The organism is Pseudomonas sp. dw_358 (genome assembly GCF_018449655.1).
In the GTDB taxonomy this organism is placed as follows: Bacteria; Pseudomonadota; Gammaproteobacteria; order Pseudomonadales; family Pseudomonadaceae; genus Aquipseudomonas.
In genome coordinates, this window is sequence record NZ_JAAVUX010000002.1 from 177,746 (window position 1) to 197,291 (window position 19,546).

General features: G+C 62.0%; 18 protein-coding genes. All 18 read right to left on the bottom strand.

The features are described from left to right. Positions 1–53: 53 nt before the first annotated feature. The 18 genes from HB675_RS04335 to HB675_RS04420 all read right to left on the bottom strand — a co-directional run bounded on the left by HB675_RS04335 (position 54) and on the right by HB675_RS04420 (position 19,230). The gene (locus HB675_RS04335) at positions 54–1,574 is read right to left on the bottom strand and encodes a flagellar hook-length control protein FliK (RefSeq protein WP_213876027.1); all 1,521 of its coding nucleotides are present in this window, start codon (positions 1,572–1,574) and stop codon (positions 54–56) included. 84 nt (positions 1,575–1,658) lie between these two features. Then, on the bottom strand, positions 1,659–2,003 hold the full coding sequence (locus HB675_RS04340; RefSeq protein WP_213876029.1) for an Hpt domain-containing protein: 345 nt from the start codon (positions 2,001–2,003) through the stop codon (positions 1,659–1,661). 26 nt (positions 2,004–2,029) lie between these two features. Continuing rightward, positions 2,030–3,733 carry a SpoIIE family protein phosphatase gene (locus HB675_RS04345; protein WP_213876566.1) on the bottom strand — a complete coding sequence of 568 codons (1,704 nt, stop codon included), beginning with the start codon at positions 3,731–3,733 and terminating at the stop codon, positions 2,030–2,032. 2 nt (positions 3,734–3,735) lie between these two features. After that, positions 3,736–4,044: an STAS domain-containing protein gene (locus tag HB675_RS04350; RefSeq protein WP_213876030.1), complete on the bottom strand. Its 309-nt coding sequence runs from the start codon at positions 4,042–4,044 to the stop codon at positions 3,736–3,738. Positions 4,045–4,140: 96 nt separating this feature from the next. Next, positions 4,141–4,590 carry a flagellar export protein FliJ gene (gene fliJ, locus HB675_RS04355; RefSeq protein ID WP_213876031.1) on the bottom strand — a complete coding sequence of 150 codons (450 nt, stop codon included), beginning with the start codon at positions 4,588–4,590 and terminating at the stop codon, positions 4,141–4,143. Between the two features lie 6 nt (positions 4,591–4,596). After that, positions 4,597–5,955, bottom strand: a complete 1,359-nt coding sequence (gene fliI, locus HB675_RS04360) for a flagellar protein export ATPase FliI (RefSeq protein WP_213876033.1) — start codon at positions 5,953–5,955, stop codon at positions 4,597–4,599. Positions 5,956–5,990: 35 nt separating this feature from the next. Next, a complete protein-coding gene (gene fliH, locus HB675_RS04365; RefSeq protein ID WP_213876035.1) occupies positions 5,991–6,758 on the bottom strand; it encodes a flagellar assembly protein FliH in 768 nt (255 codons plus the stop codon). A gap of 181 nt (positions 6,759–6,939) precedes the next feature. Next, a complete protein-coding gene (gene fliG, locus HB675_RS04370; RefSeq protein WP_213876037.1) occupies positions 6,940–7,959 on the bottom strand; it encodes a flagellar motor switch protein FliG in 1,020 nt (339 codons plus the stop codon). Continuing rightward, entirely contained in the window at positions 7,952–9,751 is a 1,800-nt protein-coding gene (gene fliF / locus HB675_RS04375) for a flagellar basal-body MS-ring/collar protein FliF (RefSeq protein ID WP_213876039.1), read from the bottom strand. Before fliF ends, fliG begins: the two co-directional genes overlap by 8 nt. Positions 9,752–9,765: 14 nt before the next feature. Next, a complete protein-coding gene (gene fliE / locus HB675_RS04380; protein ID WP_213876041.1) occupies positions 9,766–10,095 on the bottom strand; it encodes a flagellar hook-basal body complex protein FliE in 330 nt (109 codons plus the stop codon). 221 nt (positions 10,096–10,316) lie between these two features. Further along, positions 10,317–11,726 (bottom strand): sigma-54 dependent transcriptional regulator, encoded by a 1,410-nt coding sequence (locus HB675_RS04385; protein ID WP_213876043.1) that lies wholly within the window; start codon positions 11,724–11,726, stop codon positions 10,317–10,319. Further along, complete coding sequence (locus tag HB675_RS04390; RefSeq protein ID WP_213876045.1) at positions 11,723–12,958, bottom strand: ATP-binding protein; 1,236 nt, start codon at positions 12,956–12,958, stop codon at positions 11,723–11,725. Before HB675_RS04390 ends, HB675_RS04385 begins: the two co-directional genes overlap by 4 nt. 203 nt (positions 12,959–13,161) lie before the next feature. Then, a complete protein-coding gene (locus tag HB675_RS04395; RefSeq protein WP_213876047.1) occupies positions 13,162–14,643 on the bottom strand; it encodes a sigma-54 dependent transcriptional regulator in 1,482 nt (493 codons plus the stop codon). A 161-nt stretch (positions 14,644–14,804) separates the two neighbouring features. Further along, positions 14,805–15,101, bottom strand: a complete 297-nt coding sequence (gene fliT, locus HB675_RS04400) for a flagellar protein FliT (RefSeq protein WP_213876049.1) — start codon at positions 15,099–15,101, stop codon at positions 14,805–14,807. 40 nt (positions 15,102–15,141) lie between these two features. Beyond that, entirely contained in the window at positions 15,142–15,531 is a 390-nt protein-coding gene (gene fliS, locus HB675_RS04405; protein WP_213876051.1) for a flagellar export chaperone FliS, read from the bottom strand. Between the two features lie 220 nt (positions 15,532–15,751). Beyond that, positions 15,752–17,248 carry a flagellar filament capping protein FliD gene (fliD, locus tag HB675_RS04410; RefSeq protein WP_213876053.1) on the bottom strand — a complete coding sequence of 499 codons (1,497 nt, stop codon included), beginning with the start codon at positions 17,246–17,248 and terminating at the stop codon, positions 15,752–15,754. Positions 17,249–17,330: 82 nt separating this feature from the next. Continuing rightward, positions 17,331–17,693 (bottom strand): flagellar protein FlaG, encoded by a 363-nt coding sequence (locus HB675_RS04415; RefSeq protein WP_213876055.1) that lies wholly within the window; start codon positions 17,691–17,693, stop codon positions 17,331–17,333. A 106-nt stretch (positions 17,694–17,799) separates the two neighbouring features. Continuing rightward, on the bottom strand, positions 17,800–19,230 hold the full coding sequence (locus tag HB675_RS04420; RefSeq protein WP_213876057.1) for a flagellin: 1,431 nt from the start codon (positions 19,228–19,230) through the stop codon (positions 17,800–17,802). Positions 19,231–19,546: the final 316 nt, after the last annotated feature.

Genomic DNA, 19,546 nt, shown 5'->3' on the forward strand with positions numbered 1-19,546 from the left:
AGCAGGCTCAGTCCTGAAGAGCGATCTTGCGCCGGCGAGTTCGAGCGAAAGGCTTACGCGTAATAATCCACGGCACTGCTGCCAATCACCACACTCTGCGCCACCGCCGCCGCAACGCCGGCCGAGCTGTCAACGCTGTCGCCCCCGCCGGTATCACTGCTGCTACCGCCCCGCGAACTGCTCGATCCACGGTTCGCCTGGTCGGCCTGTTGCTGCTGGCCCTGTTGGTTGCGTGACTGGTCGGAGACATTGACGTCCATCTGGCCGAGGCCTTGTTGGGCGAACATTTCCTTGAGGCGGCCTTGCTGACTTTCGAGGGCATCGCGCACGCCGATGTGGGCGCTGACGAAGGTCACCTGGGTCTGCTGGTCCGGGGTCATGTCCACCCGTATGTCCAGTTTGCCCAGCTCGGCCGGGCTCAACTGGATGTCGGCCGACTTGAGGTTCTGGCTGGACAGGTACATGACCCGGTTCACCAATCCTTCGCTCCAGCCGGTCTGGTTCATCGCCAGCGGCGTGGCCAACGGCGTGGCGCTGGCAGTCTTGGCGGTGGCCGCTTCCGTCAGGTTCTGCAGGCGGTTGGCAAAGTTGTCCATGCGCGTGTCGGCCGAGGCGTCTTTGACATCCTTCAGACCGCCGTCGATGATGGCCGAGAAATCCTTGTCATCACCCTTCTTGCCGGTGTCCGCGTCAGAACCTTGTTGCTGCACGACCTGGGACGCCAGAGTGTTGACGAAGCTGCTGTCGATGCCACTGTCGGCCGTGGCCGTGGCCGTAGCGTCCTTGGCATGGGCCGACGTCGTGCCTTGGGCCTTGGCACTCTGCTCCAGGGCCAGACGCACGGCCGGCAGGTCGGCCAAGGCATCGGGGGCCGGGTCGCTTTCGGTCTTGCTGGTGCTGGCGCTGGTCACCGGCGCGGCGGTGGCGGGCGCGGGCATCATGCTGGCCACCACCGAAGGGTCGAGGGCCTGGGGCGCCTGCGCAGTCGTATCGACCACGGCCTTGGGCGGTTCAACCGGTGCTTGCGCCTGCACATCAGGCACCTGCGCCGGGACAGCAGCGGTCAAGCCTGGGTCGACATCCGTCTGGGCGTCGGCGCTGTCGTCCTTGCCGTCATCGGCAGTGGCATCGGCCAGTGCGTCATCGCCAGAGGCGACAGCATCGGCGCTGGCGCTGGCGTCGGCCTGGTCGGCGGCATCGGTCTTGTCCGCCTTGTCCGCCTTGGCCGATTTGTCGGCCTTGCCGCTTTTGTCTGCCTTGGCCACGTCATCATGTTTGGCTGGCAAGGTTTTGCCGTTATCGGCAACGGTCGGTTTGTCGGGGGTTGCATTGGCCTTGACGCTGTCCTTGGCGGTCGGCACGTCCTGATGCACCGAGGCGGCCCTGTCAGCCGCCCGCGACGCCACATTCTGCGCCTGGAGCTGTTGCCCCTGACTGTGCTTGGCGTAGAGCTCGGCAAAGCTGGAAGCCGTGTCGGCGTTGGTGTCCACGACTTTGGCGGGCGCCGTGACGCTGGTGACCGCCGTCTTGGAGACGCTGGTCAATTGAAGCAATGGGTTTGACGCAAGGGACATGTCGGATCTCCGCAAAGCTGGGATCGTGGAATCGATTTACCAGAGCTTTAGCAAGAGACGAGCCAACTTTGTCAAATGAGTGGATCAGGACAAGAAACGCTGGCGTTCGGCGGTGTAGAGCCGCTGCACAACGACCACTTCCTGGGCAATGTCCTGCAACAACTGCGCCGTCGCCGTCGGGCTCAACTGTTCGGCTTCCTGTTCCAGTTGCCGACACAACTCGGCCAGCCGCACGGCCCCCATGTTGCTGCTGCTGCCTTTGAGGCTGTGGGCCGCCTGAGCCAGACCATCGGCATCGGTGGCTTTTTGCAGTTGCTTGAGGCGCGCCCCCGCGTCGCTCAGAAAGGTGTCGAGCAGCAACGGGTACTCTTGCTCCATGACATCCTGCAGCGCGCCGAGCACGGCTTCATCCAAATGGGTATCTGACACTTGCTCACTCCTTGATCAAGCGCGGATTATGCCAGACCCTCCCAGCAAAACTCCACGTGAACACTGCGGCCGTCGTCGGCCCAACTGGCACTGTTACTCAACTGAGACACAAGATTCAAGCCACGCCCCGACAGCCCGCGCTCTGCCGCCGACCGCGCCAGTACTGTGCCGACGTCAAAACCCGGGCCGCTGTCCTCGACGCTGATCAGCAACTTGCCGCCCCGCTCCTGCGGCACCACTTGAAAGTGCAAACGCACATAGCCCTCGCGCAACTGGGTCAGGCGGGTGTTGCGCTGCTCGTAGTACTGGGCAAACCCTTGGGCATCGCGCTTGAGATTGGAGTTCAGCCCCAGCACCCCATGTTCCAGGGCATTGGAGTACAGCTCGGCGAGCACGCTGTACAGCGCTCCGCTACGGCTGCGCAGGCCGTGGATTTCCTGCAGCAATTGCAGCAGATAAGGCAACGGGTTGAAACGTTTGAGGGTCTCGGCGCGCAGTTCGAAGGTCATGGACCAGTCCAGCGGGCTCGACTCGCCGCTGTCCGAGTAGATCAGCGCCGGCGGCGTCAAGGTGTCGGCGCCGACCATGGCAATCTGCACCATGCTGACATCATCGCGGGCCTGGCCACGAAAATCCTCCAATGCCTGGAGAATGTCCTCGAACAATCGACCCGGGTCGCGATTGGCGCTGAACACCTCGCACAGACGCTCGACACCGAATTGTTCGTCATCGCCGTCGCTGGTCTCGATCACCCCATCGGAGAGCAGGAACAACCGGTCGCCCTGGCTCATGGGATAGACCTCGGTCCCCCCCTCGAAGCGCGACGGCGGCAGTACGCCCAGCGGCAGGTGGCGCGACACCAGCGGCACCTGTTCGCCGGTGTCGTGGCGTAGCAGGTAGCCATCGGGCATGCCGCCGTTCCATACCTCCACCACGCCACGCTGGAAACTGACGCTGAGCATGGTGGCACAACAGAACATGTCCACCGGCAGGATGCGCTTGAGCTTGGCGTTCATTTCCCGAAGGCTTTCGGCCAGCCCGTAGCCCTTGGCAGTCATGCCGTAGAACACTTCCGCCAAGGGCATGGCGCCCACCGCCGCTGGCAAGCCATGGCCGGTGAAATCGCCGAGCAGGATGTGCATGTCCCCGGCCGGGGTAAAGGCGGCCAACAGCAGATCGCCGTTGAACAGCGCGTAGGGCGACTGCAGGTAGCGGATATTCGGCGAACTGAGGCAGCCGGAGTGTGCTACCTGGTCGAACACCGCCTTGGCCACCCGCTGCTCGTTGAGCAGGTAGCCGTGGTGCCGGGTGATCTGGTCACGTTGCTCCAGGACCGTGGCCTGCAGCCGGCGCATGCGGTCCATGGCCTTGATCTTCGCAGCGAGGATTACCTGGTTATAGGGTTTTGCCAGAAAGTCGTCGCCGCCAGCCTCCAGGCAGCGCACCAACGCCTGCTCTTCGGTCAGCGACGTCAGGAAAATGATCGGCACCAGCGTTTCACCCGCCAGCTGCTTGATCTCGCGAGCTGCCTGGAAACCATCCATCACCGGCATCATGGCGTCGAGCAGCACCAGGTGTGGACGCACGTGACGAAACACATCGACCGCTTCCTGACCGTTGCCCGCCGTCGCGACCGAATGTCCCTGACGGCGCACGATGCTGGACAGCAGCATGCGGTCGGTGAGGTTGTCGTCGGCAATCAGGATGGTCAGCGGCTCGAACGACTCGATCACTAGCTTTCGACCTTGAACAGCTTTTCGAAGTTGGAGATCGCGAGGATCTTCTTCACGTCGGCACTGACGTGAGTGAGCCTGACATCGGCATTGTCGCCACCGGCGTGGTCGCGCAGCAACAGCAGCATGCCCAGCGCCGAGCTGTCCAGGTAGGTGGTTTCCTTGAGATCCACCACGAAATGCTTCGGCGATTCGTTGATTTTTTCGTAGGCGGTACGAAAATCCTGATGCGCACTGAAGTCGAAACGGCCCGCGACCTTGATGGTCAGGGTCTGGCCGTCTTCAGAAAGGGTAGACGTGGCGCTCATTGACATAGCTCCTTGGGAGAAAGGCAGTCCTGACAAAGGTTTAGCATCGACTGGAAGCCCCAGCAAATGCCAACCCGATAAATACGCACCAGCCGACTAAAGGGCGTCATGGCGCGGCAAGCGTTGCGACAGCTCGTCGAGCAGACGCTGCTCACGCTTGTCTTCCAGCATCCGTGCCTCATCGATGTAGCGCTGCACCAGCTTGCGCAGCCCTTCAACCCGCGCATAGGCCTGCTGCCAGGCGCTGCGCGCGGTCTTGAGGTTGTTCTCGTGCCAGGCCAGGCTTTTCTGCTGCTGGCCCACGGCGGTTTCCAGCTGATTGAGAAAGCGCTGGTAGTTCATCAGCCACTGCCCCGATACGCCCTTGCTGCCGTTGTTGATCCACTGTTGCTGGTAGTCACTGCGAAAACGCTCGAGCTCCATCAACTTGGTCTCGGCCAGGCGCACCTGGCCCTGAAAATGCCCGAGGCGCTGAACCGCCGCCCGCTCGACCTTCTCTGCCATTTCGACCACAGGGGCCAAGCGTGCTGCACGACTGGTAGCCATGGGGAATTACCTCGGGGCCACGGGGGTGAACACGGCAGCCAGGCGCTCGCGGCTGTCCTGCATGCTCTCGTTGTCGTTGAGGCCTTGGCGCAGATAGCGAACCATGGCCGGTTGCAGGGCGATGGCGGTGTCGGTGTCGCGATCGCCACCGGCTACATAAGCGCCCACGCTGATCAGGTCGCGGCTCTGTTGATAGCGCGACCACATCTGTTTGAATTGCTGCGCCTGCCCCAGGTGCTGGGGCGTGACTACCGAGGGCATCACCCGACTGATGGACGCTTCGATATCGATGGCCGGGTAATGCCCCTCCTCCGCCAGGCGCCGGGACAGCACGATGTGGCCGTCCAGCACACCCCGCGCGGAGTCGGCGATAGGGTCCTGCTGGTCGTCGCCTTCGGACAGCACGGTGTAAAACGCGGTGATCGAACCGCCACCGGCTTCGGCGTTACCGGCGCGCTCCACCAGCTTGGGGAGTTTGGCAAATACCGACGGCGGATAGCCCTTGGTCGCCGGCGGTTCGCCGATGGCCAGGGCGATCTCGCGCTGAGCCTGGGCGAAACGGGTCAGGGAGTCCATCAGCAACAGGACGTTCTTGCCTTTGTCGCGAAAGTATTCGGCGATACGCGTGCAATACATCGCCGCCCGCAGGCGCATCAGCGGCGCATCGTCGGCGGGAGAAGCCACTACTACCGAACGCTTGAGGCCTTCGGTGCCGAGGCTGTGCTCGATGAACTCCTTCACTTCGCGACCCCGTTCACCAATCAGCCCTACCACGATGATGTCGGCTTCGGTGAAGCGGGTCATCATGCCGAGCAACACCGATTTGCCCACCCCGGTACCGGCGAACAGGCCCAGACGCTGCCCGCGACCGACGGTGAGCAGGCCGTTGATGCAACGAATACCGACGTCCAGCGGTACGCTGATGGGGTCGCGCTTGAGCGGGTTGATGGTCGGGCCGTCCATGGGCACCCAGTCTTCGGCCTTCATGCCGCCCTTGCCATCCAGCGCGCGGCCGGCGCCATCAAGCACCCGCCCGAGCATGGTCATGCCCATCGGCAGACGGCCCGTGTCGGCCAGTGGCACCACCCGCGCGCCGGGCGCAATGCCGGCGACGCTGCCCACCGGCATCAGGTACACCTTGCTGCCAGCAAAGCCCATGACTTCGGCTTCCACGGAGCCTGCATCATAACCGTCGTCGTTGATCACGATGCAGCGGCTGCCCATGGCGGCACGCAACCCTTCAGCCTCCAGGGTCAAGCCGACCATGCGCAACAGGCGGCCTTCAAGGACCGGCTGGCGCGGCAGACTGATGGCGCCTTCGTAGGTACTCAGGCGTTTGCCGAAAGTGGTGCGTTCAAGTTTCATGGGCATTCACTCTGGTGAGGCAACTCTGGCAGACCTCAAACCTTGGCCGCATCCGGGGCCAGGTCGACAATCATGTCGGACGCTTCCGGGTGCATGGCCTGCTCGTGCATCTGTCCAAACATCTGGGCCACGGCCAGGCTGATCCGGGTTTCCATGCTGGCGTCGATCCGGCTGTGCTCGGTTTCGACCCGGCAGCCGCCGGGCATCAGCCCGTCGTCTTCGAGAATCTTCCAGTTCTCCTCATGCTTCTCCCGCAAGGCCTTGATCTGCTCGAAGTCCTGCGGATTGATGAAGATGCGGATGTTGCTGGCGCCCATGGGCAACAGTTTCAGGGATTCGCGCAAGACCCGCTCGATCTGGCTGGAATCGATGGTCAGCTCGCGCTGTACCACCTGTCGGGCGATATGGCCGATCAAGGTAACCATGGAGCGCTCGATCTGGGTGTCCTGCTCGGCAATCGGCTCCAGCAGATGGGTCATCAGCGATTCCATCATCTGCAGGCGGCCGGTCAAGGCGGTTTCGGCTTCCTGACGGACCTTGAGCTGGGTGCTGCGAAACCCGTCGCGTTCACCGGCGGCAAAGCCTTCGTTGTAGGCTTCCTGGCGTATGGCTTCGAGCTCTTCGAGGGTCAGCGGCTGAACTTCGTCCAGCGGCACCTCTTCCATTTGATCCTGGACGAGAGGCTCGGCTTCCGGCTCGGGCTCGGGTTTTTCCGGGTCGAAGCTTGGCAAGGCCCAGACATCCAGGCCTTCCAGATCCTTGGCACGGATCAGGTCGCTGAGCGGTTCGTTGGGGCGGGACATTGATATGTGTTCCTGGTGCAAGAGGGCCAACGGAAAAACTCGATCCTGTGGGAGCAGGCCTTGGCCGCGATAGCATCACCGCCATTCCCCTGCCAATCGCGCCTTCAGCATCGCAGGCAAGCCTTGCTCCCACAAGTTCCGTGCATGACAGGACAATCCCCGCATACCCGAAGTCTAACCCTTAGATCATCTCTTCGCCGCCCTTGCCACCCAACACGATCTCGCCGGCCTCGGCCATGCGGCGGGCGATGGTGAGGATTTCCTTCTGCGCCGTTTCCACGTCGCTGACGCGCACTGGCCCCTTGGCTTCCAGGTCGTCGCGCAACAGCTCGGCCGCGCGCTTGGACATGTTCTTGAAGATCTTCTCCCGCACGCCTTCGTCGGCACCCTTGAGGGCCACCACCAGCACGTCCGAGGAGACTTCCCGCAGCAACGCCTGAATACCGCGGTCGTCGACGTCGCGCAAGTTGTTGAACACGAACATGAGGTCTTCGATCTGACCGGAAAGGTCGTCGTCGATCTCGCGGATCGAATCCATCAACTGGCCTTCGATCGAGCTGTCGAGGAAGTTCATGATGTCCGCGGCCCGCTTGATACCCCCCAAGGTGGTCCGCGCCGCTTGCGAGTTGCCCGAGAACTGCTTCTCGAGAATGGTATTCAACTCTTTGAGCGCCGCCGGTTGCACGGTGTTCAGTGACGATACCCGCAGGATGATGTCCAGCCGCACCTTGTGGTCGAAGTGCCCCAGCACCTCGCCTGCCTGGTCGGCGTCGAGGTAGGCGACGACGATGGCCTGGATCTGCGGGTGCTCGTAGCGAATCACGTCGGCCACGGCCCGCGGTTCCATCCACTTGAGGCTGTCCAGGCCGCTGGTGTTGCCGCCCAGCAGGATCCGGTCGATCAGGCCGTTGGCCTTGTCTTCACCCAGGGCCTGGGTCAGCATTTTGCGGATATAGCCGTCGGAGCCGACGCCCAGGCTGGTCTGGTCGCCCACCACCTCGACGAACTCGCTCATGACCTGTTCGACCTGCTCGCGATGCACGTTGCGCATCTGCGCCATGGCCACGCCCACCCGCTGCACCTCCTTGGGACCCATGTGGCGCAGCACCTGCGCGGCATCGGTTTCACCCAGGGACAGCAACAGAATGGCCGCTTTGTCGACACGCGTCAGTTTTGCGGCAAGTGCAGGATTATTACTCATCGGCGTTGATCCACTCTTTCACGACCTGGGCCACACGACCCGGGTCTTCGGCCACCAGACTCTTGATTGCATTCAGTTGAGCGTCATAGCCCTCGGTCGGGCTGGGCAGGAGAATACTCTGCGGCCCACCCAGGCTGACCCGATCATTGGCCAGCTCACCGGTCAGGCCGGGCAGGCCGCCCAATTCGACATCACTGCCATCGGCACCGAGCATGCCGCCTTTGCCACCCTTGCCACCGCCGGTGATGTTCTTGAGCACCGGACGCAGCACACCGAACACCAGCACCAGAATGAACAGCACACCCAGGCCCTGCTTGACGATGTCCCAGAACCACGGCTCCTTGTAGAACGGCGTTTCCGGAATGACCTCGCCCTGCTGGGCGGAAAACGGTACGTTGATCACCGTCACACTGTCGCCACGGCTGGCATCGAAGCCCACGGCGTCCTGCACCAGACGGGTAAAACGTTGCAGCGAATCGGCGTTCCACGGCGTATTGACCGCCTTGCCGTCGGCGCCGACGCTGACCTTGTCGTCCACCACCACTGCCACCGAGAGACGCTGCAAGCGGCCCTGTTGTTGCTGGGTATGGCTGATGGAACGGTCAAGCTCGTAGTTCTTGGTCGACTGCTGGCGCTTGTCCGCCGGGAACGGCGCGAGCATGGGCTGGCCGGTGGCAGGGTCCATGATCTGCTGGCCGTTGGCGTCGAGCAGCGGTTGGCCGGCGGCCACGGGACCGGCCGGGCCAGGGGCGGCAGTACCGCCGGTTTTCTGTGGCGCCGAGGCCGGAGCCGGTGGCTGGTTGCTCAGCGCGCCGGGCACACCGGTCGGGCCGCTGGAACCCGAGGAACGTTGTTCGGTGGTCGACTGTTCGCTGCGCAGCGCCGCCTGGTCCGGGTTGAACTGCTCGGAGGTGGACTCCACCGCGCTGAAGTCAACCACCGCCGACACTTCGGCCTTGTAGCGATCAGTGCCCAGTACCGGCTGCAGGATGTTCTGCACGCGCTGGGTCAGCATGCCTTCCAGACGACGACTGTAGTCGAACTGTTTGCCGGCCATGCTCAGCTCTGAGTTCTCGCCGGTATCGGAAAGCAGATTGCCTTTCTGGTCGACCACGGTCACGCCGGACTTTTCCATCTCGGGTACGGCGGTTGCCACCAGATTGACGATGGCCAGCGTCTGACCCGGGTCCAGGGTGCGGCCCGGGTACAGCTCCACCAGCACCGAGGCCGTGGGCTTGCGCTCGTCACGGACGAACACCGAGCTCTTCGGAATGGCCAGGTGCACGCGGGCGGCCTTGATGTTGTTGAGGCTGGAGATGGTCCGGGCCAGTTCGCCTTCCAGGCTGCGGCGGTAACGCGCCGCTTCCATGAACTGGCTGGTGCCCAGGCCCTGGTCCTTGTCCAGCGACTCATAACCTACATTGCCATCACTGGGCGCCACGCCGGCGGCGGCCAACTGCATGCGCGCCCGGGACATGTCGTCGGCCTTGACCAGCAGCACGCCGGAATTGGGCTCGACCGTATAGGGAATGTTCGACTGGGTCAGGGTGTCCATGACCTGCTTGGTGTCCATGCCCGCCAGGCTGCCATAGAGCGGGCGATAGTCAGGCTGCTGCGACCAGAGCACCACGGCAAAGCCGATGGCGACGCTGGCAGCCAGGCCGACCAACAGGCCGACCTGACGCAGCATCGTCATCTGGGAGATTTTCTCCAGCATCGACATGCTCAGCAGGGAGGATTTACCGCCCGCTGGCTTCTTCGCTGCAACTGTATCCGGGACTGCATCAGCCATGACTCAATTTATCCTCAAACCGGCATCTGCATGATGTCTTGGTAAGCCTGGACCAACTTGTTGCGCACCTGGGTCAGCGCAGTGAACGAGACGCTGGCTTTCTGCGACGCGATCATCACATCCGTCAGGTCGACGCCGCTCTTGCCGATCTCGAAGGCGTTGGACAGCTGGTTGGACGCCGTCTGCGTATCGTTGACCTTGTTGACCGCATTGCCCAGAAGATCGGCAAAGCTGCTCTGGCCCACGGCCGGCACGGTGCTGGCAACCTTGGGCGTGGCCATGGCGTCAGCCTGCATGCTGCGCATGTCCAACATCAAACGATTGAATTCAATACCCTGGCTCATGAAATCTCTCTCTGTGGCGGCGCGCAATTTTTTGACACTGAATCGGTGTCTACAGGGGTAGTAGCAAGGACGGTGCCAGTTGTGTGAGGTGGTTCACTAAACCGATACATTGCGAGGACCGCCTCACTGCAGGACCCAGCTTGCTCGGGAACCGTCGAGTACGTTGTTCCCGAGCAAGCTCGGCCCTGCAGGGAATTGCCCGTAACTGCCGGTGTGCTGTTTCAGGACGCGTACAGACTCGCTTCCACATCCATCCCCGCATCGCGCATCTGTGCCAGCTTGTAGCGCAATGTACGCGGGCTGATACCCAGCTTTTCCGCCGCTTCCTTACGCCGCCCACGCTCGCTGCGCAGGGTTTCGATGATCATTTCGAACTCGCGCCGGCGCAGGTCGTCTTCCAGCGCCCCGCCGCCCTCACCCACCTGCGGATGATGACTGTCCACCAGTGGCGGATGAATATTGTCGACCACCACCTTGAGGGCCGGGGTCAAGGTGCCACTGATGGGGCCGGCCAGGCAGAAGTCTTCCGCCTGAATCATCCCGCCCTGTTGCAGGATCAACGCACGCTGAATGGCGTTGTCGAGTTCGCGTACATTCCCTGGCCAGTTATAGCTGGTGAGGCAACCCCGTGCCTGGGACGACAGACGTACGGCACCGTGCTTCATTTTTTTGACATGCTTGTCCAGCAGGCGCTCGGCCAGCGGCAGAATGTCGGCGCGGCGTTCGCGCAGGGCTTTCCACGCCAGCGGGAACACCGACAGGCGGTAGAACAGGTCCTCGCGAAAACGCCCCGCTGCCACCTCGCCGGCCAGCTCGCGGTTGGTGGTAGCCACCACGCGAATGTCCAGGCTGATGGGTTTGCGTCCCCCCACCCGTTCCACTTCCCGTTCTTGCAGGACGCGCAGCAGTTTGGCCTGCAAACCCAAGGGCATTTCGGAAATCTCGTCCAGCAGAATCGTGCCGCCGTCGGCCTGTTCGAACTTGCCGGCCTGAGCGGCAATGGCGCCGGTAAAGGAGCCTTTCTCGTGGCCGAACAGCGTGGCTTCCAGCATGTTGTCCGGAATGGCCGCACAGTTGATGGCGACGAAGGGCTTGTCGGCGCGGCTTGACTGGGTATGGATATAGCGAGCCAACACTTCCTTGCCCGTGCCGGACTCGCCGGAAATCAGCACATTGGAATCGCTGCGGGCGACCCGCGCGGCCAGGTGCAGCAACTGCACACTGGCGGGGTCCAGGGCCACCGGCCCCTCGGTGTCGCTGGCGCGCACGCTGCCTTGACCGTGACGTGCCACCAGCTCCAGCAGCGCCCGCGGCTCGAAGGGCTTGACCAGATAATCGGCGGCGCCCTGGCGCATGGCGTCGACGGCACGCTCGACTGCGCCGTGGGCGGTCATCAGCAGCACCGGCAGTTGCGGTTGGCTTTTGCGCAACGCCGCGAGCAATTGGTGGCCGTCCATGCCCGGCATGTTGACGTCGGTGATGACCATGCCGAAGGCTTCCGCGTTGGCGGCAGCCAGGGCCTCCTCGGCCGAGCCCACCGCCTCGTACTCGTAGCCGCCGATCTCGAGGGTGTCGCCAAGCGCTTCGCGCAGGGCACGATCATCTTCAACCAGCAACACTTTGACGTTCATAGCATGCGTCCTTCCGAATTCATGTCGGCGATCAACGGCAAACGTACGATGGCGCAGGTGCCACGGCCCACGCGGGACTGCAACACCAGCTCGCCCTGATGAGCACGCGCCACCGCCTGGACCACGGTCAGGCCCAGCCCGGTGCCCGTGGTCTTGGTGGTGAAAAACGGCTCGCCCAGGCGGGCAAGGATCTCGGGGGCAATCCCGTCGCCACTGTCACTGACGCACAGGCGCAGTTCATGGCCGCGGTTATACAAGTGCACCTTGAGTCGCGCCTTGCCGGCACTGGCTTGAATGGCGTTCTCGATCAGGTTGAGCAAGGCCCCGACCAAGGTGTCGCGGTTGCACAGCAACTCGCCGTGGCGGGCATCGCACTGCCAGCGGAGGGCCAAGTCCTGGGTCTTGGTTTCGCTGGCGTTTTGCAAGGCCTTGAACAGGGCTTGCGGGGTCAGGCGGTCAGTCAACGGCAATTCGCCGCGGGCAAATACCAGCATGTCGCGGACCTGGTGCTCCAGCTCGTGCAGGCGCTCCTTGAGGCGCCCGGCAAATCGTTGCTGAGTCTCCACCGGCAGCGGTTGCTCCACCAGATGGCTGGCATAGAGCAAGGCGGCCGAGAGCGGCGTCCGGATCTGGTGAGCCAGGGAGGCAACCATGCGCCCCAGAGAGGACAGACGCTCATGGCGCGCCAGTTGCTCTTGCAGGTCGCGGGTACCGGTGAGGTCGGTGAGCAGCACCAGCTGGCCAGGCTCCACGTCCAGCGAGCGGGTGGCAATGGACAGTCGGCGGCCGTCACGCAGGGAAATTTCATGACCATCATCCTCACGCGGGGCAAAGCAGCGAGCGATCACTTCGCGCCACAACTCGCCTTCCAGCGGAGCGCCCAGCAGGTCACAGGCGGTGGGGTTGGCTTCGCAGACCCGGCCACTGCCATCAATGACGATGACGCCACCGGGCAGCAGGTCCACCAGGTGTTGCAGGCGGTTGGCCAACCGCTCCTTCTCCGCCAGCTCGGCCATGCGCTGCGCGCTGACCACCGCCAATTCGCCCTTGAGCTCGGCAACGCGCGCTTCAAGCATGCTGTAGGAGTCGGTCAACTGCGTGGACATCTGGTTGAACAGCGAAAACGCCTGTTCGAGACCCATGCGGCTGGCTTCCTCCACGGAAGCGGGCGAGTTGCCGGAGTCTGCCCGGGAGGGGGCGGCGGCGGATACTAACGGGGCGGCCTGCGACATGATGCTCTCTCGTATGGCTCACCGTCATAAAACGGTGTCGTAGTCGAGACATAGCAATAGGCGTGCCGGAAGATTTTGTCAGCTTTGTGACGAGACTCTCGCACCGACGCAAAGCGCAGGCGGGTCAAGGGTTTGAAGGGGGCAATGCAGGTGAGGTGCAAGCAAGGACTCGGCGCCGGACAGCGCCGAGCAGAAGTCAGGCGTCAATCCTCCGCCTGTTCTTCACCCTCGCCTTCGCGTCGGCTCATGCCGTATTTGCGCATTTTTTCCACCAATGTCGTGCGGCGGATACGCAGGCGCTCGGCGGCGCGGGCGACGATCCCGTTGGCATCGTCCAGGGCTTGCTGGATCAGGCCTTGCTCCAGGCCGCCGAGGTAGTCCTTGAGGTCCAGCCCTTCAGGCGGCAGCATTGCACTGGTGGCGAAGTCTGGCGCGTGACCGTTGATGGCCACACGCTCCTCGAGATCGGTGCGCAGGCTGTCGACCATTTGCTCGTCTTCGTCATCGACGTAGCGGAATTTCTTCGGCAGCTCGGCCACGCCGATCACCCCGTAGGGGTGCATGATCGCCATGCGCTCCACCAGGTTGGCCAGCTCGCGCACGTTGCCCGGCCAGGCGTGGCGACAGAGCGACATGATGGCGGCAGAGTTGAAACGGATAGAGCCGCGCTTCTCGTGCTCCATGCGCGAGATCAGCTCGTTCATCAACAGCGGGATGTCCTCGACGCGCTCACGCAGCGGGGCCATCTCGATGGGGAATACGTTGAGGCGGTAATACAGGTCCTCGCGGAAGGTGCCCGCCTCGATCATGTTTTCGAGGTTTTTGTGAGTGGCCGCGATGATCCGCACATCGATGCTCTGGGTCTTGTTGCTGCCCACGCGCTCGAAGGTGCGCTCCTGCAGCACGCGCAGCAGCTTGACCTGCATGTTCAACGGCATATCGCCGATTTCGTCGAGAAACAGCGTGCCGCCGTTGGCCAGCTCGAAGCGCCCGGCCCGGCTGGTGATGGCGCCGGTGAATGCGCCCTTCTCATGACCGAAGAGTTCGCTTTCCAGCAGCTCGGCCGGGATGGCCCCGCAGTTGACCGGCACGAACGGCGCGTCGCGGCGCTTGGAATGGTAGTGCAGGTTGCGCGCCACCACTTCCTTGCCGGTGCCTGACTCGCCAAGGATCAGCACGCTGGCATCGGTGTCGGCCACCTGCTGCATCATCTGGCGCACGTGCTGGATCGCGCGGCTGGTGCCGACGAGGCTGCGGAACAGATTGGGTTCACGATGACGGCCGCGCTCCCGGGCCTGATCGTACATTTCACGGTAGACCTGGGCCCGGTGCAGGGAGTCGAGCAGCTTGCTGTAACTGGGCGGCATTTCCAGACTGGACAGCACGCGCCGACGCTGGTCATCCGGAAGCTCCGGGGTGACGACGTCACCGATCAGCAGGACCGGCAGAAATTCGTCCCAGGTGCCCAGGGTCTTGAGCAGCGCCACCAAACCGCCGGGAGCGCTGATCGTACCAATCAGCACACACAGGGCTTCGCGGTTGGAAGACAGGGTCTCGCACTCTTGCTGCCAGCTTTCACTGCTGCAAGGCAAGTTGTCTTCGCCGAGGAAATTGAGGATCACCGCCAGGTCGCGGCGGCGAACGCTATCGTCATCGATCAGCAGAATTTTGGTTTCACGCCACATGCAATAGCAACTTCCCTAGTCCACTCGGTACCCGAATTCGGGCAAGCTCGACACATTTTTGCCACATCTGGAATGAAGACGCCAGAACGCGGTAAACAGACACTAGTAAAGTCAAAAAAGCAGCGGCAGTCAAATTTATGGCGTTGGTATTTGCTAAAAAACTAGCGGAAAAGCTGGTAGACCTTCGCCGCATTGTGTGCGTGTGAAACTTGCTTCATTTCTTCGACAATGGCCTGACGCGCGCCGGTGGTGACTTCCAGCAGTTTGCGATACACACCCAGCAGGTCTTCGAGGTTGGCGCGCAGCTGCGCTTCGTCCACAGCCGCCCCGCTTTCCAGCACACTTTCGACACAGGCCCGGCACTCGATGTCCAGGGTGCCGATGGCTTGCCAGTCCTCGGCAGCCATGGCGTCGACCAGCGCGTCGCGGGTCTGCTCGATTCGTTGTAATGCGCTCATGGATGAGCTCCTGATGCTGGATAGGCTGGCCGGAGCCGGGCTATTCGACATGGGCAATGGCATCCCAGCCGGATTTGACGGTGATCAGCAGACGCGCCACTTCATCAATGGCCGCCGGGTCGTTGTTACGGTTGGCTTCGGTCAGGCGCTCGATCATGTAGCCGTAAAGGGCTTCCAGATCGTCCAGGTAGCCTGGCTCGGCTTTCTCCGGGTCCAGGCCCAGACGCAGGCCGTGGATGATATCGATGGCCTTGCAGAGCATTTCGCCTTTGCGGCCGATCTCGCCACGGGCCATGAAACCCTTGGCCTGGGCCATACGATCGAGGCCGCCTTCCATGAGCATTTGCACCAGGCGATGAGGGCTGGCTTCCGAGGTCTGGGCGTGGGCGTTGACCTTCTGATATTGGCGCATGGCTTTCATGGAGTGCATGTGGAGAGACCTCGTCGCACGAAAATTGGAAAGTGTTCATTGTGTTGCTTGTTTACTGTTTCGGCTTGGCGGGGGGAAACTTTAGGGGTGGGTTGGGCTTGGGAGCTTGCCTTTGGATCTCGTCAAGGGCCAGCACCGACCGCGCGCCGGAGCGCCGGCCAGACTTGCCGCGGTGCGGCTTGACGAGATCGCGAGGCCTCCCCCCAAGCCCCATCCACACTTACGTCGAAGACGCCTTGTTCAGCGCATTCAACGTCGTCATCACGCTGGTGCTGGTCGCCGTCAACTGCGCCACCAGTGTGTCCATCGCCGTATATTTAGCGGTGAGCGTGGTCTGCAACAGCGCAATCCGCGTATTCAAAGCGGTCTGCTGGGTCGTCAGGTCACTGATCGTGGTGTTGAGGTTGGTCGTGCGCTGAGCCAGGATGCCCGAGGAGCCGGCATAAACGTCGGTGGCGCTGGTCATCGTGGTCAGAAGACCGGTCTTGCCGGTGAACAGACTCTGGATAGCCGACACCGTACTGCTTGATGACGTCGCGCTGGCCCAAGTGGTGTCACTCATGGTCAGCAGGCCGGTGTTGCCGTCGGTGGTCACGCCCAGCTGCGCCAAGGTGATACCGCTGGTGTTGGACTGCGAGACCAACTGGTTGCGAATGGCCGTCATCATGTTGCGCACGGTCGAGTCGCCGGTCAGACCGCCACCGCTGGTGGTGCCATCGTCCCCAATGGTGACCTTTGTCAGGGTATTCATGGTTGTCATCAACGCGTTGTAGGCGTCCATGAAGGTGGTGACGTTGGTCTTCAGTGAGCTGGTGTCGGTGCCCACCGTGATGGTGGTACCACTGGTACTGGTGGTGGGCGCGAGCAACTTGAGGCTGACACCACTGATGGCTGCCGCCACCGTGTTGGTCGAGGAACTCAAGGCAATGCCGTCGATGCTGTAATTGGCGTTGACCGCCGAAACCTGAGAGGTGAAACCGGTGAGACCGGAATCGAGGGTCGAACCGCTGGGCGCCGAGACCGTGATGTCCGTACCGGCACCGGTAGTGGTCGAACTCAAGACCAGGCGCGAACCGCTGGCATCGGTCAGGATGTTGGCGGAGATACCATTGCTCGACTCGGCCGAGTTGATGGCATCGCGGGCCTGGGACAACGTGGCACCGGCAGCAATCGAGACGTTGATGCTTTTACCCGATTGGGTAATGACCAGGTCTTGAGCACTGGTACCGCTGTTGACCACCGCCGTGCTCTTGCCGGCAAACTCGCCGGAAGTGACTTTCGACGACGTGGCAATGTTGGTGATCTTGAGGGTGTACGTACCGGTGGAGGCCGTGGAATCCACCGTGGCCGTCGCGGCCGCAGTCTCACCCACAGTCCCGGTCAGACCGTTGAAATCCGCTGTGTTGTTGATGGCGGCAATGGCCGTGCGGTAAGTAGACAGCGCACTGCTCAATTGCCCGATGGCGCTGAGCGAGGTGTTGGCAATGGTCGTCTGGGTATCGATCTGCGACTGCTTGGGCGCTTTTTCGGCGTTGACCAAGGCGGTCACGATCGAAGCGGTGTCGATACCCGAACCAATACCGCTAGTGGTGATCGCGCCGCTGCTGCTGGTCGACGTGGTCCCCGACGTCGAGCTGCTCGAAGTGGTCGAGGCTGTCGAGGCCGTGGAAGCCGTCGTACCGGTCGACGTCGTGCCGGTTGAAATCGTACTAGTCATGAATACGCTCCTGATTCGATGGCCGATGGTTTTTTGACCTTATCGGCTTTGATACCTTCGACCATCACATTGCGTGCCAACCTCATGCCTTCTCGTCGAAGATCATGCTGCCGGTTTCGCTCAAGCTCTGCGCCAACTTCACCGCGGCCTCGTCAGGGATCTGGCGAACGACCAGCCCCGTCGAGGTCGCGATGACCTTGACCACCACCTGGTGGGTCTTGTCGTCGATGGAAAACTTGAGGTTGCGCTGAGTGGAGTCGGCAAAATCCTGAATGGACTTGACGGCCTGTTCCAGTTCGGCGCGGGCCGGCTTGGCTTTGGCGGTCGTGACATCGCTGCTCGACGTGACGGGTGCAACGGCCGCCGTGGTGCTTGCACCCGCGGCGATGTTGGAAGAGGTGGCGGCCACGGGTTGCGTGGCGGCTGCACTGACGCTCATGTCCATTTCCATTACCTCTGGAGATGAAAAAGCACAAAATAAAAGCCGTGAGGAACGAAAAAACGGAAGAGCACGTGAGCGCCCCTCCGTTGTTCAGTCACCCGGCGCCGGATTACTGAAGCAGTTTCAGTACGCCAGCTGGCAGCTGGTTAGCTTGTGCCAGGATCGCGGTCGAAGCTTGTTGCAGGGTTTGTTGCTTGGTCAGTTCGGCAGTTTCCGAAGCGAAGTCAGCATCCTGTACGCGGCTACGAGCGGCAGTGGAGTTCTGCGAGATCGAAGTCAAGTTGGCCACGGTGCTGTCGAAGCGGTTCTGGATGGCACCGAGGTCGGCACGCTGGGAGTCGATGTTGGAGATCGCCTTGTCGAGGACGGCGATCGCGTTCTGCGAATCTTCAGCGGTGGAGATGTCGGAGCTGGCAACCGACACCAGTTTGGAGCTTGCAGTGGTACCCGAAGCGGCGAACAGACCGGTTACACCGGCACCGGCCAGGGAGTAGGCCTTGGCACTGTTCAACTGTACAGCACCGGTGGCGATAGTGCCGTTGGCAACGGAAACCGCAGTACCCAGTGTACCGGCAGCGTCTTCAGTGGCCACGGTCACACCTGTGTAGGAAGCCGATACACCGGTGGTGGTTGGATCGCCGAACTGGATGTTTTCACCCGTGGCCGAAGTCACGGTCACAGTGCCAGCTTTCGAATCGTAGTTGACGCTGATACCCAGTTTCGAGGCGTTGGATTGCAGCTGGTCGTTCAGGGACGAAGCATCGGTTGCGCCGATGATGTCGACTTTGGTGCTGCCGACGGTGACGCTGAAGTTGGCGCTGGAACCCGAAGCAACGGTCAGTTGAGCGTTGGTCGAAGCGGTAGCGGTCAGACCGGCTACAGCACCGTTCAGTGCGGCAGCAGTGGTCGCAGCCGAGCTACCCGAAGCGATGGTCACGGTGGTGGCTGCGCCGCCGCCGGTTACAGTGATCGCGCCGCCAGTCACGCCGGTGGTGCTAGGAGCAATGGCAGTCGAGTTGACCTGGTCAGAGCCGATGGTGTTGGCCGACACGTCACCCAAGGTGATGTTGATGGTCTGGTTGGCGTCCGAACCGACTTGGAAAGCGGTGGTGCCGAACGAGCCGTCGATCAGGTTCTTGCCACCGAAGGTAGTGGTCGACGCGATACGGGTCAGTTCCGAGCTGTACTGAGCGTATTCAGACTGCAGGGAAGCACGGTCTTCGTCGCTGTTGGAACCGTTCGCCGATTGCAGAGCCAGTTCACGCATCGATTGCAGAATGTTGGTCGATTCCTGCATCGCGCCTTCAGCGGTCTGAGCGATCGAAGTACCGTCGTTGGCGTTCTTGATTGCCACGCCCAGGCCGTTGATCTGGCTGGTCAGACGGTTGGAGATCTGCAGGCCGGCGGCGTCGTCTTTGGCGCTGTTGATTTTCAGGCCGGAGGACAGACGGGTCATGGCGGTGGACAGGGACGATGCAGCCTTGTTGAGGTTGTTCTGTACGGTCAACGAGGCAATGTTGGTGTTTACGGATAACGACATGACAAATTCCTCAGGGGTTGTTTACTGTGGCTTCCGGCCCTGGCAAGCGCCGGGTGTGGCCTAGAGAACCTTCGTAGTAGTTATCGTCGGTTTGTTGATTTGCTTGAGGGCTTTTTTCAAAATTTGCCTTCAAACCTGTTGACCGACGAGCATTGATGCACTTGCTCATTTCTCTCACACCCTAGTTATCCGCCCTGCCGGATTTTTCTTTAGGGGTTTGGTATCAAAAAAGATGAAAGGATGGCGTCATAAAACGGTCAGCGGTCTCGCAGGGCTCTACTCCAGCGTTTCGCCCCGGCTTCCAGGCGAGCTCGGT

Coding starts and splice junctions, on each gene's coding strand:
- fliF (WP_213876039.1), bottom strand. CDS start 9,751: ATGGCTGATGCAGTCCCGGATACAGTTGCAGCGAAGAAGCCAGCGGGC.
- HB675_RS04420 (WP_213876057.1), bottom strand. CDS start 19,230: ATGTCGTTATCCGTAAACACCAACATTGCCTCGTTGACCGTACAGAAC.
- HB675_RS04415 (WP_213876055.1), bottom strand. CDS start 17,693: ATGGACATGAGCGTCAGTGCAGCCGCCACGCAACCCGTGGCCGCCACC.
- fliE (WP_213876041.1), bottom strand. CDS start 10,095: ATGAGCCAGGGTATTGAATTCAATCGTTTGATGTTGGACATGCGCAGC.
- fliI (WP_213876033.1), bottom strand. CDS start 5,955: ATGAAACTTGAACGCACCACTTTCGGCAAACGCCTGAGTACCTACGAA.
- HB675_RS04350 (WP_213876030.1), bottom strand. CDS start 4,044: ATGAGCGCCACGTCTACCCTTTCTGAAGACGGCCAGACCCTGACCATC.
- HB675_RS04385 (WP_213876043.1), bottom strand. CDS start 11,726: ATGAACGTCAAAGTGTTGCTGGTTGAAGATGATCGTGCCCTGCGCGAA.
- fliH (WP_213876035.1), bottom strand. CDS start 6,758: ATGTCCCGCCCCAACGAACCGCTCAGCGACCTGATCCGTGCCAAGGAT.
- fliG (WP_213876037.1), bottom strand. CDS start 7,959: ATGAGTAATAATCCTGCACTTGCCGCAAAACTGACGCGTGTCGACAAA.
- HB675_RS04395 (WP_213876047.1), bottom strand. CDS start 14,643: ATGTGGCGTGAAACCAAAATTCTGCTGATCGATGACGATAGCGTTCGC.
- fliJ (WP_213876031.1), bottom strand. CDS start 4,590: ATGGCTACCAGTCGTGCAGCACGCTTGGCCCCTGTGGTCGAAATGGCA.
- HB675_RS04335 (WP_213876027.1), bottom strand. CDS start 1,574: ATGTCCCTTGCGTCAAACCCATTGCTTCAATTGACCAGCGTCTCCAAG.
- HB675_RS04390 (WP_213876045.1), bottom strand. CDS start 12,958: ATGTCGCAGGCCGCCCCGTTAGTATCCGCCGCCGCCCCCTCCCGGGCA.
- fliS (WP_213876051.1), bottom strand. CDS start 15,531: ATGCACTCCATGAAAGCCATGCGCCAATATCAGAAGGTCAACGCCCAC.
- fliT (WP_213876049.1), bottom strand. CDS start 15,101: ATGAGCGCATTACAACGAATCGAGCAGACCCGCGACGCGCTGGTCGAC.
- fliD (WP_213876053.1), bottom strand. CDS start 17,248: ATGACTAGTACGATTTCAACCGGCACGACGTCGACCGGTACGACGGCT.